The organism is Flavobacterium sp. 11 (assembly GCF_002754315.1).
Classification (GTDB): domain Bacteria; phylum Bacteroidota; class Bacteroidia; order Flavobacteriales; family Flavobacteriaceae; genus Flavobacterium; species Flavobacterium algoritolerans.
The window spans coordinates 749,480-767,375 of sequence record NZ_PEFE01000001.1; the positions used below are offsets into that span (position 1 = coordinate 749,480).

General features: G+C 36.8%; 13 protein-coding genes. 9 read left to right on the forward strand and 4 right to left on the reverse strand.

Annotated elements, in window-relative coordinates; all coding sequences use genetic code 11:
* Positions 1–3 precede the first annotated feature (3 nt).
* The 9 genes from CLV00_RS03300 to CLV00_RS03340 all read left to right on the forward strand — a co-directional run bounded on the left by CLV00_RS03300 (position 4) and on the right by CLV00_RS03340 (position 13,461).
* Positions 4–1,623 (forward strand): arabinan endo-1,5-alpha-L-arabinosidase, encoded by a 1,620-nt coding sequence (locus tag CLV00_RS03300; protein ID WP_099713797.1) that lies wholly within the window; start codon positions 4–6, stop codon positions 1,621–1,623.
* Between the two features lie 91 nt (positions 1,624–1,714).
* On the forward strand, positions 1,715–2,710 hold the full coding sequence (locus tag CLV00_RS03305; protein WP_099713798.1) for a glycoside hydrolase family 43 protein: 996 nt from the start codon (positions 1,715–1,717) through the stop codon (positions 2,708–2,710).
* A 186-nt stretch (positions 2,711–2,896) separates the two neighbouring features.
* Entirely contained in the window at positions 2,897–3,883 is a 987-nt protein-coding gene (locus CLV00_RS03310; protein WP_099713799.1) for an arabinan endo-1,5-alpha-L-arabinosidase, read from the forward strand.
* Between the two features lie 21 nt (positions 3,884–3,904).
* The gene (locus CLV00_RS03315; RefSeq protein ID WP_099713800.1) at positions 3,905–5,872 is read left to right on the forward strand and encodes a glycoside hydrolase family 127 protein; all 1,968 of its coding nucleotides are present in this window, start codon (positions 3,905–3,907) and stop codon (positions 5,870–5,872) included.
* Between the two features lie 85 nt (positions 5,873–5,957).
* Entirely contained in the window at positions 5,958–7,943 is a 1,986-nt protein-coding gene (locus CLV00_RS03320) for an alpha-L-arabinofuranosidase C-terminal domain-containing protein (protein WP_099713801.1), read from the forward strand.
* Between the two features lie 165 nt (positions 7,944–8,108).
* The gene (locus tag CLV00_RS03325) at positions 8,109–9,800 is read left to right on the forward strand and encodes a ribulokinase (protein WP_099713802.1); all 1,692 of its coding nucleotides are present in this window, start codon (positions 8,109–8,111) and stop codon (positions 9,798–9,800) included.
* Complete coding sequence (locus tag CLV00_RS03330; protein WP_099713803.1) at positions 9,784–10,485, forward strand: L-ribulose-5-phosphate 4-epimerase; 702 nt, start codon at positions 9,784–9,786, stop codon at positions 10,483–10,485. Before CLV00_RS03325 ends, CLV00_RS03330 begins: the two co-directional genes overlap by 17 nt.
* Positions 10,486–10,661: 176 nt before the next feature.
* The gene (gene araA, locus CLV00_RS03335; RefSeq protein ID WP_099713804.1) at positions 10,662–12,170 is read left to right on the forward strand and encodes an L-arabinose isomerase; all 1,509 of its coding nucleotides are present in this window, start codon (positions 10,662–10,664) and stop codon (positions 12,168–12,170) included.
* Positions 12,171–12,279: 109 nt separating this feature from the next.
* Positions 12,280–13,461, forward strand: coding sequence for an aldose epimerase family protein (locus CLV00_RS03340; protein WP_099713805.1), 1,182 nt, complete (start codon positions 12,280–12,282; stop codon positions 13,459–13,461).
* A gap of 343 nt (positions 13,462–13,804) precedes the next feature.
* On the opposite strand, the gene CLV00_RS03345 is transcribed toward CLV00_RS03340, so the two are convergent.
* From CLV00_RS03345 to CLV00_RS03355, 4 genes are all read right to left on the reverse strand, one after another.
* Entirely contained in the window at positions 13,805–14,428 is a 624-nt protein-coding gene (locus tag CLV00_RS03345) for a hypothetical protein (protein ID WP_099713806.1), read from the reverse strand.
* Between the two features lie 153 nt (positions 14,429–14,581).
* Positions 14,582–14,728 carry a hypothetical protein gene (locus CLV00_RS16365; protein WP_158234582.1) on the reverse strand — a complete coding sequence of 49 codons (147 nt, stop codon included), beginning with the start codon at positions 14,726–14,728 and terminating at the stop codon, positions 14,582–14,584.
* Positions 14,729–14,883: 155 nt separating this feature from the next.
* On the reverse strand, positions 14,884–15,369 hold the full coding sequence (locus CLV00_RS03350; protein ID WP_143394872.1) for a hypothetical protein: 486 nt from the start codon (positions 15,367–15,369) through the stop codon (positions 14,884–14,886).
* 349 nt (positions 15,370–15,718) lie between these two features.
* The gene (locus CLV00_RS03355; RefSeq protein ID WP_099713808.1) at positions 15,719–17,638 is read right to left on the reverse strand and encodes a glycoside hydrolase family 97 protein; all 1,920 of its coding nucleotides are present in this window, start codon (positions 17,636–17,638) and stop codon (positions 15,719–15,721) included.
* Positions 17,639–17,896: the final 258 nt, after the last annotated feature.

Genomic DNA, 17,896 nt, shown 5'->3' on the forward strand with positions numbered 1-17,896 from the left:
ATAATGAAAAATTCAAAATTCCTTTCAACATTAGTTTTGTATCTGACGCCTTTCTTAATCGTTGCTTCTATTAGCAGTTGTTCTGGCGATGATCCAGCTTCAGATCCTGTAGCAACGCCGACGCCAACACCGACTCCGACGCCAACACCGACTGCTTTTGCCGGACCAACGTATTCAGACAATTACACCTCTATTTCCTCTTGGAATAGTCGTTCTCAATGGAATTTGGCAAACGTACATGATCCTTCTGTTGAAAAGTGTGGCGAATATTATTATATGTATCAAACCGATGCTTCCTATGGAAATGCGCATGAAGGACACGGTCATTTCCCATACAGACGATCCAAAGATCTTATCACTTGGGAACACATGGGATCAGCAATGACACAAGCGCCAGCTTGGGTAAAAGATTCCTTGAACAACAAAAGAGCCCGAATGGTTCCGGCTTTACCGCCTATTACAAATCCTCGTTATGGTTATTGGGCGCCTTACATCAAAAAAGTAGGGTCTAAATACAGAATGTATTACAGTATTGTAGTAGACGAACCAATTATTGGTGCCGATTTCACCTATTCATGGTCAGAAAGAGCCTTTATTGGACTAGCAGAATCTGATGATTTAGCAACTAATGTTTGGGTAGATAAAGGAATGGTCGTTTGCTCTGAGCCAGATGGTTTAAAACCGTATTCCTTTACAGGCACTAGAAATTGGGAAAATGCATATTTTCAATTCAATGCTATCGATCCTACTTTTACCATTACTCCACAAGGAGAACATTATTTAATCTACGGTTCTTGGCATTCTGGTATTGCAGCATTAAAGTTAAATCCAACAACCGGAAAACCCGATCAATTAAAAACATTAAGTGATTACGGAACCCGCATTGCAAAACGAGGAAATAGCCGTTGGCAAGCTTCCGAAGGTCCAGAAATCATTTATAATGAAACGACTGGCTATTATTATTTATTTCTAGCTTATGACGAATTATCCGTTGCATATAACACGCGCGTTGCCCGTTCCAAAAACATAATGGGTCCTTACATAGGGATCAACGGAGGGGATGTCACTAATGGAGCAGATTGTTGGCCTATGCTGACACATCCTTATTCCTTTAACAACCATACCGGATGGGTTGGTTTTTCTCACTGTTCTGTTTTTCAAAATCCAGATACCAAAGAATGGTTTTACTCCTCACAAGCCCGTTTACCGGAAAATGTACCCGGGATTAATGCGTCCAATGCTTTAATGATGGGACATGTTCGCGCCATTCAATGGACGGAAGACGGCTGGCCGGTAATCGCTCCGGAGCGTTATGCAGGAGTACCTAAAACGGCTATTACTGAAACTTCATTTATAGGATCTTGGGAACAAATCACAATGAATTATCAATACAAAACGATTCAAAAATCGGTTACTATATTCTTAACCGCAGATAAAAAAGTAAGCGGCGGCGTGACAGGAACTTGGTCGTATGACAGCGCCAAAGAAGTGCTTACCGTAAATGGCAATCAATGCAAAGTCAGCGATGCTTGGGATTGGGAAGCCATTCCTAGAAAAGTGACCCTGACCTATTCTGGATTTACTACCGGTGGACAACCCGTTTGGGCTAAAAAAATAAATTAATTTTCACTAAAAACAGCTGTCTTTTTAATGATACAAAAAGGCAGCTATTACAAATAAAGCGCCCTTTTCATTCTTTTACAGAAAAATCAAAATGAAAAATACAATTACAACCCTATTGCTTCTGGCATTTCTTTCCTCTTGTAAAACTATAAAAACAGAAAGTGTTACGGCTTCCGCCAATGATGGAAATCCGAGTCAATCCATTCAAATCAATAACCCAATCATCAAAGACAAATACACAGGAGATCCAGCAGCTTTGGTGTATAAAGACAAAGTCTATCTCTATGCCGGTCATGATGAAGCGCCAAATGATTTCAATTTTTATAAAATGAATGAATGGCTGGTATATTCCTCATCAGATATGGTGAACTGGCAAGAACATCCGGTTCCGCTAAAAGTAACCGATTTTACTTGGGCTAAATCCGATGCTTGGGCTGCTCAAGTCATTGAACGCAACGGAAAATTCTATTGGTATGTTACTGTTGAACATGGAACGATTCCAGGAAAATCAATTGGAGTGGCTGTCGCTGACAGTCCAACAGGTCCTTTCAAAGATGCGTTAGGAAAAGCCATTATTACTAATGACATGACAACCAAAACCAATATTAGTTGGGACGATATTGACCCAACTGTTATGATAGACAATGACGGCCAGGCCTATTTATTCTGGGGAAATACTGTTTGTCATTACGCCAAATTAAAAGCAAACATGGTAGAACTTGATGGACCAATACAAACCATTTCCTTACCAAATTTCACCGAAGCGCCTTGGATTCACAAAAAAAAGGATTGGTATTATCTATCGTATGCGTATCAGTTTCCTGAAAAAATCGCTTATGCTATGAGTAAATCTATCAACGGGCCATGGGAATACAAAGGAATTCTGAATGAAATAGCTGGAAACTCGAATACCAACCATCAATCGATTATTGAGTTCAAGGGAAAAGATTATTTCATTTATCACAATGGCGCAACTCAACCCAACGGTGGTAGTTTCAGAAGATCAGTGTGCATAGACCGTCTATATTACAATGAAGATGGAACGCTGAAACGTGTAATTATGACTACGGAAGGTATTCAAAAATAAGCACATTACAGGAAATAGCTTTAAACACAAACGATTAATAAAACCATTTAAACTTATATTTTCTTAAGTGGTTTAAAAATTTGAACCGTATAAGATGAAATTAAAAACAGTTCAAAAAATACACAATATCGAAAACTTATATTTTCTTAAATGACTTATATGGTTTAAAAAATAAAAAAATTAAGCATGAAATTATATCAAAAAATACAACCATTACTTCTCTTACTAATCATGACGGCTTCCGCTTGGGCGCAAGACATTACCGTTCACGACCCTGTAATGATTAAGCAAAAAGACACCTACTATTTATACTGCACCGGAAAAGGAATCAGCGTTTTTAGTTCCAAAGATTTAAAAAACTGGCAGCCGGAACCCGCTATTTTCAAAGAAAAACCGGTTTGGATAGATAAAGTAGTGCCTAATTTCGACAACCATATTTGGGCGCCGGATGTTTCTTTTCACAACAATACCTATTATTTGTATTATTCGGTTTCTGCTTTCGCAAAAAATACTTCGGCAATCGCATTAGCAACCAATACAACTTTGGACCCAAAAGACCCCGCATATAAATGGGTCGATCACGGAATTGTTATTCAATCAGTTCCAAATCGTGATTTATGGAATGCCATAGATCCCAATTTAACTTTTGATGACAACAACACGCCTTGGTTGGCATTTGGTTCGTTTTGGAATGGTTTGAAAATGGTAAAATTAAATCCCGATTTAAAATCAGTGGCACAACCAGAAGAATGGTCCACCATTTCAAAACGCAAAAGAACTTTCGAATTAGCAGATACTGATCCGGGAGATGGCGCACTTGAAGCTCCGTTTATTTTCAAAAAGAACGGATATTATTATCAATTTCTTTCTTGGGATTTGTGTTGCCGAGGTGAAAAAAGTACCTACAAAGTAGTCGTAGGAAGATCTAAAACTATTACCGGTCCTTATGTGGATAAAGACGGAAAATCATTAAACGAAGGCGGCGGAACACTTCTTATTCAAGGAAACGAAAACTGGTTCGGAGCAGGACACAACAGCGCTTATACTTTTGACGGGAAAGATTACATCATTTTTCATGCGTACGATTCCAAGCAAAAAGGGAGACCTGTTTTAAAAATAAAACAAATGCAATGGGATGCTGATTTATGGCCTGTTGTAGCACCACTGAATTAAAAACAGATTAATAGTAGGGAAATGACCTTTATAAAAAAAACAATACTAGCAGTTTCGATTTTAATGACCGTTTGCGGACAAGCACAACAACGTTTAAAAAAATCGAATTCACCCAAAAAATCAGGTTACAGCATAACTCCTGTAAACATTCAAAATGTCAAGGTTACAGATGCTTTTTGGTTGCCTATCATCAAGAAAGTACAGGAAAAAACCATCGAATACGCTATCCAAAAATGTCAAGAAGAAGGACGCATGGACAACTTTTTAATTGCAGGTGGTAAAATGGAAGGAACCGTAAAAGGTCAAATGCCTTTTGACGATACCGATGTCTATAAAATTATCGAAGGCGCTTCAAATACTTTAATTAGTGAACCCAATCCAAAACTCGAAATACTATTAGATTCACTAATTAGCATTGTGAAAATTGGTCAGGAAAAAGACGGTTATTTAACAACCTGGAGAACCATAAATCCTGCGAAACCGCCAGCTCCTTGGGTTCCCGTGATTGAAGGAAAGCGTTGGGAATCACTTCAAATCAGTCATGAATTGTACAATTCCGGTCATCTGATCGAAGCGGCTGTAGTACATTACGAAGCTACCGGAAAGAAAAACTTCTTAGACATTGCCATCAAAAATGCGGATATGCTAGTGAGCACTTTTGGCGACAGAGCAGACCAAGTTCATGGTGTTCCAGGACATCAAATTGTAGAAACAGGCTTGGTAAAATTATACCAAGTTACCAATAACAAAGCCTATTTGAACTTGGCAAAATACTTTTTGGACAACCGCGGAAATCCAAAAAACCACACCTTATACGGTGCGTACTCCCAAGATGATATTCCTGTTGTTCAACAAAAAGAAGCGGTGGGTCATGCTGTAAGAGCCGTGTATATGTATGCCGGAATGACGGATATTGCTGCTTTAGAAAATGATGCTGCTTACGGGAATGCGGTGAATCATTTGTGGAATAATATGGTCAATAAAAAAACATACATCACCGGAGGTATTGGTGCGAAACACGATGGAGAAGCCTTTGGCGAAAATTACGAATTGCCTAATCTTACCGCTTACAACGAAACGTGTGCTGCAATTGGCAATGTGTATTGGAACCATAGATTGCATAATATTTCTGGAAATTCAGATTATTTTGATGTGATTGAACGCTCTTTATACAACGGATTGATTTCTGGATTGTCATTGGACGGAAAAAAATTCTTTTATCCAAATGCTTTAGAATCGGATGGTGTTTATAAATTCAATCGTGGCGAATGTACGCGTCAATCTTGGTTTGACTGTTCTTGTTGTCCAACGAATTTGATTCGGTTTATTCCTTCGATTCCGGGATTGATTTATTCTAAAAGTAAAGATGTACTTTATGTGAATTTATATGCTTCGAATACAGCGAAAATAACATTGGACAAAACTGATTTAGAAATTGCACAGCAAACCAATTATCCTTGGGACGGAAAAGTTGCTCTTACTGTTTCTCCAAAAAAAGAAAGTGAATTTACCATAAAATTACGCATTCCAAGTTGGGCGAGAAATCAGGTTTTACCGGGAGATTTATACCGTTATTCGACTACCTCAACTGCAAAAACAACCGTTACTATAAACGGAAAAGCATTTGCATACCAAGAAGACAAAGGATACATCACCATTACCCGAAAATGGAAAAAAGGTGAAAAAATTGTCCTTGATTTCCCAATGGAAGTAAAACAAGTGGTAACCAATGCGAAGGTGGAAGGCAACAAAGGGAAAGTCGCTTTGGAATACGGACCTATTGTGTATGCAATTGAAGAAGCTGATAATGCTACTAATTTCGACGCGATAACCATTGGTGCAAACGATACTTTCAAAGTTAAAAAAGAAGAAAACCTTTTAGAAGGTGTAAATACCATCCAAACCCAAAAATTAAAAGCCATTCCGTATTATTCCTGGTCAAACAGAGGCGTTGGAAAAATGAAAGTTTGGATTGATTACAAAGAGTAAAAAAACAAAGAGATAATAGACGAATCATTAAAGTTTAAATGCGTACACCCACAACTTTAAACTTTAAACCTTAAACCAATAAAAAATGAAACCAAATTTAATTACCAAAATCACCCTTTGTGGGCTTTTACTAAATGGCTTTTATGCCAATGCACAAAAAACGAATCTGGAAGTTAATACCACTACTACGGTTACTAAAATTCAGCCAACAATGTACGGTGTGTTTTTTGAAGACATCAACTTTGCTGCCGATGGTGGTTTGTATGCCGAAATGATTAAAAATCGTTCTTTTGAATTTGAAGCGCCGCTTATGGGTTGGGAACAACCGAATAGCGATAAACATTCTTTCAATACAACATCCGGAATTGCTACAACTGTCAAAGCATTGGAAAACAAAACCAATCCAAGTTTTTGCAGAGTATTAATCAATGATGCCAAAGGATTTTCGATCATTAATGAAGGATTCCGTGGCATGGGAATTAAGAAAGATGCCAAATACAATCTTTCGCTAAAAGCGGCAAATCACAACGGCGCTATCAAAAAAATCATCATTCAATTTATTGATAAAAACAAAAAAGTATTAGGCGAAACCAGTATTGTCCCAACATCAAACGATTGGAAAAGCTATACTGCACAATTTACTGCTACTCAAACCGAGGCAAAAGCACAATTGAAAATCACCTTTGAAGGAAATGGAACCATCGATTTAGACATGATTTCTTTGTTTCCAGAAGACACTTGGATGAACAGAAAAAACGGAATGCGTAAAGACATTGTGCAACTTTTGCATGATATGAAACCGGGATTTTTGAGATTCCCTGGAGGTTGTATTGTTGAAGGAAGAACTTTGGCACAACGCTACCAATGGAAAAAAACAGTGGGTGATGTGGAAAAAAGAGAAACTTTAATCAACCGCTGGAACACTGAATTCACTCACAAACCGGCACCAGATTATTTCCAGACTTTTGGATTGGGATTTTTTGAATATTTCCAACTTTCCGAAGATTTAGGCGCGCAACCTTTGCCTATTTTGAGCTGTGGAATGGCGTGTCAGTTCAATACCGGAGAATTAGTTCCAATGGAAGAATTAGATCCTTACGTTCAAGATGCTTTGGATTTAATTGAATTTGCAAACGGCGGCACAGAAACCCCTTGGGGAAGAATTCGTTCTGAAATGGGACATCCAAAACCGTTTAACCTAAAATACATTGGTGTTGGAAATGAGCAATGGGGACCAGATTACATCGAAAGATACAAAGTATTTGAAAAAGCGATTAAAGCAAAATATCCAAAAATGATTATTGTTTCCGGAAGCGGACCATTTCCAGAAGGAGATTATTTTGAATACGGCATGCAAGAACTTAAAAAATTGAATGCTGAAATCGTTGATGAGCATTATTATAAAAGCCCACAATGGTTTAGAGAAAATGCCACTCGTTACGACAGTTATGATCGAAAAGGCCCTAAAATTTTCGCAGGAGAATATGCTGCTCAAAGTGTGGCTATTGCAAGTCCTGATAATAGAAACAATTGGGAATGTGCCTTCTCTGAAGCTGCTTTTATGACCGGTTTAGAAAGAAATGCTGAGGTCGTTAATTTAACTTCTTACGCACCATTGATGGCGCATGAAGAAGCGTGGCAATGGACACCAGATTTACTTTGGTTCAACAATCTGGAAGCGTATGGGTCTGCTAACTATTATGTGCAAAAATTATTTGCCACCAATAGAGGAACCGATTTAATAGCAATTACCAAAGACGGAAAACCGGTAACTGGGCAAAACAATCTGTTTGCATCGGCAGTGAAAGATAGCAACTCTAAAGAAGTAATTGTAAAATTAGTAAACACATCGGCGACTGCACAAGAAGTAAATGTAGACTTAAAAGGAACCAAATTACAAGCTAAAGGAACTATAATTACCCTTACAAGTCCAAACTTACAAGACGAGAATTCATTTGCAAATCCTAAGAAAATAAGCCCTACAGAAAAGGGATTTAATTTAAAAGGGGACAATGCACAAACGAGCCTTCCACCCTATTCTGTTACTGTTTTGAAGTTAAAAATGAAATAATCGCAACAGAATAAATTTATATCATACGTTTGTTTTTTATTTTACTCGTAAAACGCTGTTTTAATGCGTTTTTGATAAAAATTATAATACCAAATTAAATTAAGTGTTTTTTATACACTTATAAAATAAATATATTATATTTGTAATTCTTTAAAAGATTTTGGGATGAAAAATTATGTTATAGGATTAGATTACGGAACAGATTCTGTTCGAGCGATGTTAATAGACACTGAAAATGGGCAAGAGTTAGCATCAAATGTTTGTCAATACAAGCGATGGGCAACCAAAGAATATTGCAATGCATCCACAAATCAGTTTCGCCAGCATCCTTTAGATCATATCGAAGGATTAGAAACGACCATAAAATATGTTGTTCAAAACAGCAACATAGATCCTTCACTAATACGAAGCATTTGCATTGACACCACCGGTTCATCACCAGTACCAGTTACTAAAGATGGAATTCCTTTGGCTTTGACTGAAGGTTTTGAACACAATCCGAATGCGATGATGGTGTTGTGGAAAGATCATACGTCTATCAACGAAGCAAACGAAATCAATGAACTTGCCGAAAATTGGGGTGGAGAAAATTTCACCAAATATGTAGGTGGGATTTATTCATCAGAATGGTTTTGGGCAAAAATTTTACACATCGCAAAAGTAGATACAGCTGTAAAAGATGCCGCTTATACTTGGATGGAACATTGTGATTTGATGACGTATTTATTGATTGACAATAAAGATTTAAAAACATTCAAAAGAAGTCGTTGTGCAGCCGGTCATAAAGCCATGTGGCACGAAGACTGGAATGGATTACCACCTGAAGAATTCTTAGGTCAATTGCATCCATATCTTGCCGCACTTCGCGGAAGATTATACGATGAAACCTATACATCAGACCTTGTAGCCGGAAATTTAAGTCAAGAATGGGCAACACGATTAGGACTTACAACCGATACTGTAATTGCTGTGGGAACATTCGACGCACATTCTGGAGCGGTAGGAGCAAAAATTGAAGAGAACACTTTGGTTCGCGTGATGGGAACCTCAACCTGTGATATTATTATTGATTCAAAAGAGTCAATCGGAACAAAAACCGTTCGTGGTATCTGCGGACAAGTTGATGGCTCGGTAATTCCAGGATTCATAGGTCTGGAAGCGGGACAATCTGCTTTTGGAGATTTATTGGCTTGGTACAAAGAATTACTACTTTGGCCAACAGAACATTTATTGGCTACTTCTACCCTTTTGACTGAAGAACAAAAAAAGCAGTTAAAAGCGGAAATGAGTGATAATTTAATCGTTCAATTGACCGCCGAAGCAGAAAAAATTCCTTTATCCGAAAGTGTACCAATCGCTTTAGACTGGATTAACGGAAGAAGAACTCCAGACGCTAACCAGGAAATTAAAAGCGCTATTTCTAATTTGAATTTAGGAACCAAAGCACCACATTTATTCAAATCTTTAGTAAACGCCATCTGTTTTGGTTCTAAAAAAATAGTAGATCGCTTTGAGGAAGAAGGGGTGAAAATAAACAGCGTCATCGGGATAGGTGGTGTAGCGAGAAAATCGCCTTACATCATGCAAACCTTGGCAAATGTGTTGAATAAACCAATCAAGATTGCGGCTTCAGACCAAACACCAGCGTTGGGCGCAGCTATTTATGCAGCAGTTGCAGCAGGAATTTATCCGAATGTAATAGAAGCCAGCCAAAAAATGGGAAGTGATTTTGACGGTGAATATTTTCCACAATTAGACAAAGTTGCTGCTTATAATAAATTGCTTTTGGCGTATGAACAACTAAGTTCTTTTGCCGATCCATCTATTAAAAAACTACACCATGAGCAGTATGTATAATGCTTTAAAACAAGAATGCTACGACGCAAACATGCAATTGAATGCATTGAATTTAGTAGTCTATACTTTTGGAAACGTGAGTGCCGTAGATAGAAAAAATGGCGTTTTTGCGATAAAACCCAGCGGTGTTCCTTACGAAGATTTGAAACCCGAAGACATTGTTATTGTAGATTTTGACAATAACATTATCGAAGGCAGCATGCGTCCGTCATCGGATACAAAAACGCACGCTTATTTATATAAAAACTGGCCAAACATCGGTGGTGTAGCACACACTCACGCCACGTATTCTGTAGCTTGGGCACAGTCGCAAAGAGACATTCCAATTTTTGGAACGACTCACGCCGATCATTTAACCACTGATATTCCTTGTGCTGCGCCAATGGCCGACGCACTTATCGAAGGCAATTATGAACACAATACCGGAATTCAGATTTTGGATTGTTTCAAAGAAAAAAACCTTTCGTACGAAGAAGTGGAAATGATTCTCATTGGAAATCACGGTCCTTTTGCTTGGGGAAAGAACGCAGCAAAAGCAGTTTACAATAGTAAAGTTTTAGAGGTAATTGCGGAAATGGCACACTTGACTTTGCAAATAAACCCAAATGCTCCAAGATTAAAAGATTCCTTAATAAAGAAACATTACGAACGCAAACACGGAAAAGATTCGTATTACGGACAATAATAGATTTTTGAATGATGATTAACGATTTTTGATTTCAGATTTCATAGCACTAGATTTCTCGTTTTACACGAGTCTAAACTTCTGAAATCAAAAATCTTAAATCATTTTATAACTCAATGTTATTTTCCAGAATAGGTAAAACAATGTTATTCAATACTATATAAAATAATAAAATAATGATAGATATATCTCAAAAAGAAGTTTGGTTTGTAGTAGGCAGCCAAGAATTATATGGCGAAGAAACGCTAAGAAAAGTAGCAGAGCATTCCCAACATATTGCAAAAGGGTTACACGCTTCGTCTCATATACCAGTGAAAATTGTATATAAAGATGTGGTGAAATCTCCAGCACAAATTACAAATGTATGCTTAGAGGCCAATTCGAACAAAAACTGTATTGGTATTATTGCTTGGATGCATACCTTCTCGCCTGCTAAAATGTGGATTGGCGGTTTAAATATTCTTAAAAAACCATTGTGCCATTTGCATTCACAATTCAACGCTGAAATTCCATGGGCTTCTATGGATATGGATTTTATGAATTTAAACCAATCGGCTCATGGAGACAGAGAGTTTGGTTTTATCATGTCCAGAATGCGTAAAAAACGTAAAGTGGTTGTTGGACATTGGGAAGACGAACGCGTTCAAAAGAAATTAGGCATTTGGTCCAGAGTCGTTTTAGGTTGGGATGAGTTCCAAAACTTAAAAGTGGCAAGATTTGGAGACAATATGCGCGAAGTTGCAGTAACTGAAGGAGATAAAGTCGAAGCCCAAATCCGTTTTGGTTTTTCGGTAAATGGTTTCGACTCTTCAGATATTACCAAACACATTGACAACGTTTCTGATGCTGACACCAATGCATTAGTTGCAGTATATGAAGCGTCTTATACTTTGGCTCCAGCCCTTCAAAAAGGAGGAGAAAAAAGAGATTCATTGCTAGAAGCTGCCCGAATAGAAATAGGATTAAGAGCATTTCTTGTAGAAGGAGGTTTTGGTGCTTTCACTGATACTTTCGAAAATCTGGGTTCATTAAAACAACTTCCGGGAATTGCTGTGCAACGTCTTATGGCAGATGGATACGGTTTTGGTGGAGAAGGCGACTGGAAAACTGCCGCTTTACTCCGTGCGATGAAAGTAATGAATGTAGGTCTTGAAGGAGGAACTTCTTTCATGGAAGATTATACGTATCATTTCACGCCTCAAAAATCGTATGTTTTAGGGTCTCACATGTTGGAAATTTGCTCTTCTATTGCTGATGCAAAACCTTCTTGTGAAGTTCACCCATTAGGAATTGGAGGAAAAGAAGATCCGGTTCGTTTGGTATTTAATGTTGCTGCTGGAAATGCTATCAACGCTTCCCTGATTGATATGGGGAACCGTTTCCGATTGATTGTAAACGAAGTAGAAGCGGTAGCGCCAATGGCTGATTTGCCTAAACTTCCTGTTGCTCGCGTCTTGTGGGATTGTAAACCAGACCTTGATATTGCTGCAACTACATGGATTTTAGCAGGTGGAGCACATCATACGGTATACAGTCAAGTTTTGACAACTGAATATATGGAAGATTTTGCCGATATTGCAGGTATAGAATTGCTTGTTATCGATGAGAAAACAACCGTTAGGGACTTTAAGGATAAAATTAATGCTAACGAAGCCTATTATCATTTGTTTCAGCACGGTCTATAATTTAAGTCTAATGTCATAAAGTCTTAATGTCCAATGCAGAGGATTAAAGTTTTAGTTAATTTTTAAACTTTAGACTTTAAGACTTTTAAAAACTAAAAAACGAATCATTATGAATGTATTAAAACGTTGCATTTACGGAATTTCCATAGTAAGTTTGGCAAGTATGAATATTCAATGCAAAAGCGATAAAAAAGTGGAAGAAACTGTTACAGAAGCAAAAGCTACTGATGTGGTGACTATCGAAAAATCAGCTTATGGAACGACTCCAAAAGGCGAAAAAATTGACAGTTACAAACTGAAAAACCAAAAAGGAATGGAAGTGGATATTATCACTTATGGTGGAATTATCTCTTCTTTGAAAGTGCCTAACAAAGCCGGGAAATCAGAAGAAGTAGTGCTTGGTTTTAATTCATTGGAACAATACATGAAACCAAATCCGTATTTTGGAGCCCTTATCGGAAGATACGGAAACCGAATTGCAAAGGGAAAATTTACCTTGGACGGAAAAGAATATGCTTTGGCCATCAACAACGATCCTAATGCTTTGCACGGAGGACCTGAAGGTTTTCACAGAGTGGTTTGGACTGCCGAAGAAGCAAAATCCGGGGACAATGCTTCGCTAAAATTGAAGTATGTGAGTAAAGACATGGAAGAAGGATATCCTGGAAATCTAACTGTTTTTGTAACCTACACCTTGAACAATGACAACTCATTGGACGTGGTTTATGAAGCGACTACCGATAAGAAAACGGTGGTAAACTTAACACAACACTCGTATTTCAACTTGTCTTCTGATTTTTCTAAACCAATTTTAGATCATGAAATCACTATCGATGCAGATAAATTAGTTCCGGTTGCAGCAACACTTATTCCAACAGGAAAATTGACCGATGTAACCAATACGCCGTTTGATTTCAGAAAAGCGAAAAAAGTGGGTGCACAAATCGAAGGGAAAGACGAACAATTGAAAAACGGATTGGGTTACGACCATTGCTGGGTACTGAACAATCAAGATAAAGGAGAGCGTTTTGCAGCATCGGCTTATGATGCGGGAAGCGGAAGATTATTGGAAGTGTACACCGACCAACCGGGAATACAGTTCTATTCCGGTAACTTCTTAGACGGTACTTTACCCATGAGAAATGGCGGAACGTATGCTCGCAGAACTGGTTTTTGTCTAGAAACACAACACTATCCAGATTCTCCAAATCAAAAAGATTTTCCAACTACGGTCTTGAATCCAGGTGAGAATTATAAAACAAAAACAAGCTTTAAATTCTCTGTTAAATAACAATACACTAACTAATTATAGATTAGTTTCTATTCCCATAAATAAGTTGAATGGTTTGGTTTAAATATGGAACTAGTTAGTAACCCCGAAAGTAAAACTTTCGGGTTTTTTTTATGGTATCAGGTAATTTAATAGTGCTGTTTTAGTGTAGTTTTAGATAACTTTCTTGATTGCGAGCGGGATGCTCATTCAATTACAATTTACAGTTATTTACTTTTGAGAGTGTTCGCGAGCGATACGCTATCGGTAGTTAGAGGATTTGACAAATCATCACAAATACAAAACCAACTTTCCATTAAGCCAATTGCGCAAAACCGCTGTTAGTGGCTGTTATATACAGGTTTTATGCGTCCTTCATTTCCCAATGATATTCAACACCTCTAAAATTTCTATTTTTCAAACGTGAACCAAAAATGGAGGAATTATACATATCAACTAATCCTTTTGCTATTTCAGGTAAATCCTCTTCAGTAAGATTTTCATCTATTAAATCAATTCTATTTGTAACTGTTGGTATATTTGGCTTGTAAATAGCCTCTTGAAATGGCTTTAAACTATTTCCTTGGTTATGAAACCATATACTTTGGGAATAATTATTATTTAAATTATCTCGATATTGAATATATATTTCAAAAGAGTTATCTCCAATTACGTAATCAATTGGAATTATTATTTTCTTACTTTTTGGGAATGAGTGATAAATTCCACGTTCTGAAATGCCCCAAATTTCATCATCAATTAATTTTTTTAACTTAGCTAAACTTTTATAATCATCTTTAACCCAATCTTTAATAAATGTTTCATACGAATAATTTTCATCACTTTCAGTAACAAAAAGCCAAATATCAATATCAAATGCAGGGTGGTCACTTTCATTCGATATTATTAGACAATTTTTAGCATTTATTACTTTAGAGTTATATTGTAAAAACGGTAAATTCGATAATCTAAGTTGTTCATTAAACATTTTCACTGACTCTTCTTGAGCATTTGCTGTTCTTCTGAGTTCTTTTCTTGTATATTTAAGTTCTTTCCTTTGAAGGTTTAATTCAATTTTTTGTAAAAAAATTGTATAAATAATTCCCGATAAAGCTAATCCTGAAAATAGAGAATTAATCGCTCAAAAAGTATCTCCAAAAGATCCACTTTTTAACCAATCTGAAAAAGTAAACCAACTTACAATTGCAGAGATAATCCAAATAATAATAACTCCAATAATTAGTTGGCTAAAAGGTATAATTTTACTGTTGTTTTTGTCTTTTTTCATTTTTTTTTAAACTTGCATATAACGTTCCCGCGCTACACACAGGCTGGGATTAAGAAAGCCTAAACTTTCTGTTAAAAACTAATTTTTCAAATACAAAACCATTTTCAAATTAAGCCAAATGCCCAGCTTGCTTGTAGCGTGTGTTAGCAGTTGGCTTATTCATTTATGGACTTTAGTAATTCGTTGGCTTTTATAAAGACTTTCACCTCTTCTCTTATATCGTCATAACTTTTTAAATTTGTTAGAGGAGTTATATTTTGATTTTGAAAATAAAATCTCTTTTTATTTAATAAGTTTTTTTTTCCACGCAATATAAACAGCTCAACGTATATGGGTTTTGTATTATAGTAATAATATATCCAAAATTCTTTTGAGTCAGTTTGGTTATAATTAATTCTCAAAATTTCGTTCGAGTATTTTAAAATTCTAGTATTAATTTTACTTGATGTTGTAGGTTCACCATTAATTTTTGCGTGTCCAGGAATTTCATAAATACTTTGAATTTCTTCAGGAGTAAAACTAGAAATACTATCAACATATTTTACATGAGATTTAATAAAATTGATTTCAATTAGATTATCAATTTTTTTTTGACCAAATAAAAATATTGGTAATAGTATCAGGATAATTTTTAGTTTCATTTCAATATTATTTTTTCTTTTAGCATTTAGCTTGCTGCTAACTAATATATACACGAAACAAATCTTCGCATATACACCCAAAAATGGGTAGATTCACGAAGGTTTGTTTCGCTTTATCTCTTTTCAAATATATTAAAATTTTCTTACAAATTATAAAAAAGCCTTTTCATGTGTTGGAGTCATTTGACGCTAACACTACTTGAAATCTAGATTAGAAATAAGGTATTGGACATGCAGAATTCCCTAGCCCTGATTGCAACGGAAATCCTTTTCTTAATCCTGTCTGGGTTTACCCAGACAGGATTAAGAAAAGATTGCAGTGTAAAGCGGGAAATAGCTCCTGAAAAAACTAAATCTTCACGACAAACCCTCCATGAGGTTTCATAGTTACTTTTAATTTGGTACTTTTTGATACTGTTTTTTGCTGAAATCCGTTCTCGTCTTCGGCGATACTAAAACCTTTGGAATTAGTTACAAAAGACAAATCAATTTCTATTTCTTTGGCAGTGGTTTCCCCGTTAATCCCAACGATATGCCATATATTGTCTTTCTTTCTGGCCATGATAATGTACTTTCCCGGATACCCATCAATAAATTTAGAATCATCCCAATTCGTTGGAATGTCTTTTAAATAATCGACTACATAAGCAGGCATTTTAGCCATTCCGTCAGGCGTTTCGGCCATGTGTTGAATTCCGGATAAGAATAAAACGGGCAAGGCTAATTCAAATGCTGGAGTTGTTTTTCGGGTAATATTTGGAATAGAATCCAAAACCATTGGTGTAAAATCCATGGGGTCAAAAACATTTCGGGCAAAAGGGAGCATGGCACAATGTGTTGGGGCTAAATCAGCAATATCTTGAAAAAAAGTAATGTATTCATATCCTTTTACCGCTTCAGTCGTAAGCAAATTTGGATACGTGCGTTGCCAACCTCTGGGTAAAGTAGCTCCATGTAAATTAATCACTAATTTATGCGCCGCAGCATCGGTCAGCATATCATGGTAATACGCAATCATCGATTGTCCGTCGCCACCAAAAAAATCAACTTTGATTCCCGCAATTCCCATTTCATTCAATCTGGTAAACTCCCGAACTCTGTCGGCATGGGTAATCAATTTACTTTTTGGATGGTATTCCGTACTGTTCCAGGATCCTGATGAATTGTACCAAACGAGTAATTTCACGTTTTTACCTTTGGCGTAAGCCGACAATTCTTTCATTTTTTTATCGCCAATTCGGGTATCCCAATCGGCATCTATCAAGCAATACGGCCAATTCATAGCAGCGGCATAATCAATAAATTTATGGGTAGTTTCATAATTAACCGATTCATCTTTCAGCAAAACCCAGCTCCAAGACGCAATTCCGCTTTTTATAAACGAAGTGTCTGCAACCGTTGACGGATCGGCTAAATCTGTTCCCATCGTACTTTCGGTAATGGTTTTGAGTGACCCGATAGTAATGATGCGCCAAGGCGTGTACCAAGGCAAAACAGATTCCGGATTCAATGCTCCGTTAGGGAAAATTTCTTCTTTTTGCGGAAAAGTTACCTGCATTGCTTTGGCTGTATCATTATATACCAATCGGCTCCCGCAATAATTGGCTTGCAATCCTGTTTCGGAAATCAAAACCCAAGTATCATTGGCATGAAACAAAGCCGGATACACCCAACCTTCTCCTATTGCAGGTTTTGTATTTACGGGAACGCCCATCGCATAATGCTCTTCATAGGAAGGATTGGTTTCTTTCCATCCGGTTTTGGCTTTGGACATGGGTTGCAACCACGCTTTTGTGGTGGTGTCAAAATTATAAGTAGTTTTCTCTTCAACTATTTTTTTAATAGCTGTCGAAGTTTCTGGAAAATGGTATCGCAACGCAATTCCATCGTGGGATAGTTGAAAAATAACATTCATTCTTTCCCCTTTATTGTTTTGCAAGCTAACCGTGTATTGATTTGCGGCATAAGCGATTTTTTTTCGTTTCCCTTGCAGCATCGAATAGTTGGATTGAATTGGTTTCGATTTAGAAACGGCCACTATCTTTAAATCCGTATAAAAATTAGCGTCTTCTCTGACAATCCCCAAATCAGAAGTATTAACAACCAATTTATCTTTGAAGAAAACCTTGTAAGAAGGCGTTTTCTTTAGGTTTAGACTAAATTCAATTTTTATTGTTTTATCCGAGTTGACAAAAAAATAACGGGTTGGTTTCCCCACAAATGAAGACAATGACAGCGCCAAAAAAGCTAGCAAAACTATTTTTTTCATAATTAAGTGTTTTATTTACACTTACAAGAATACAAAAATAAAATTGTATAAATAACGATATCGTTAAAATTTTCAAACTCTATTTAGAATATCACAAAAAAAACGTTTTGGGGTATAAAACTGCTACAAGTGAACCGATAATCAAGTGATTAACGCCATATTAATGGATATTTCAGGAGAAAAAAACCATCTAAAACCAAAAAAACCGCTTCTTTCGAAGCGGTTTTTGTACCCGGAGCCGGAATTGAAACCCCTCAA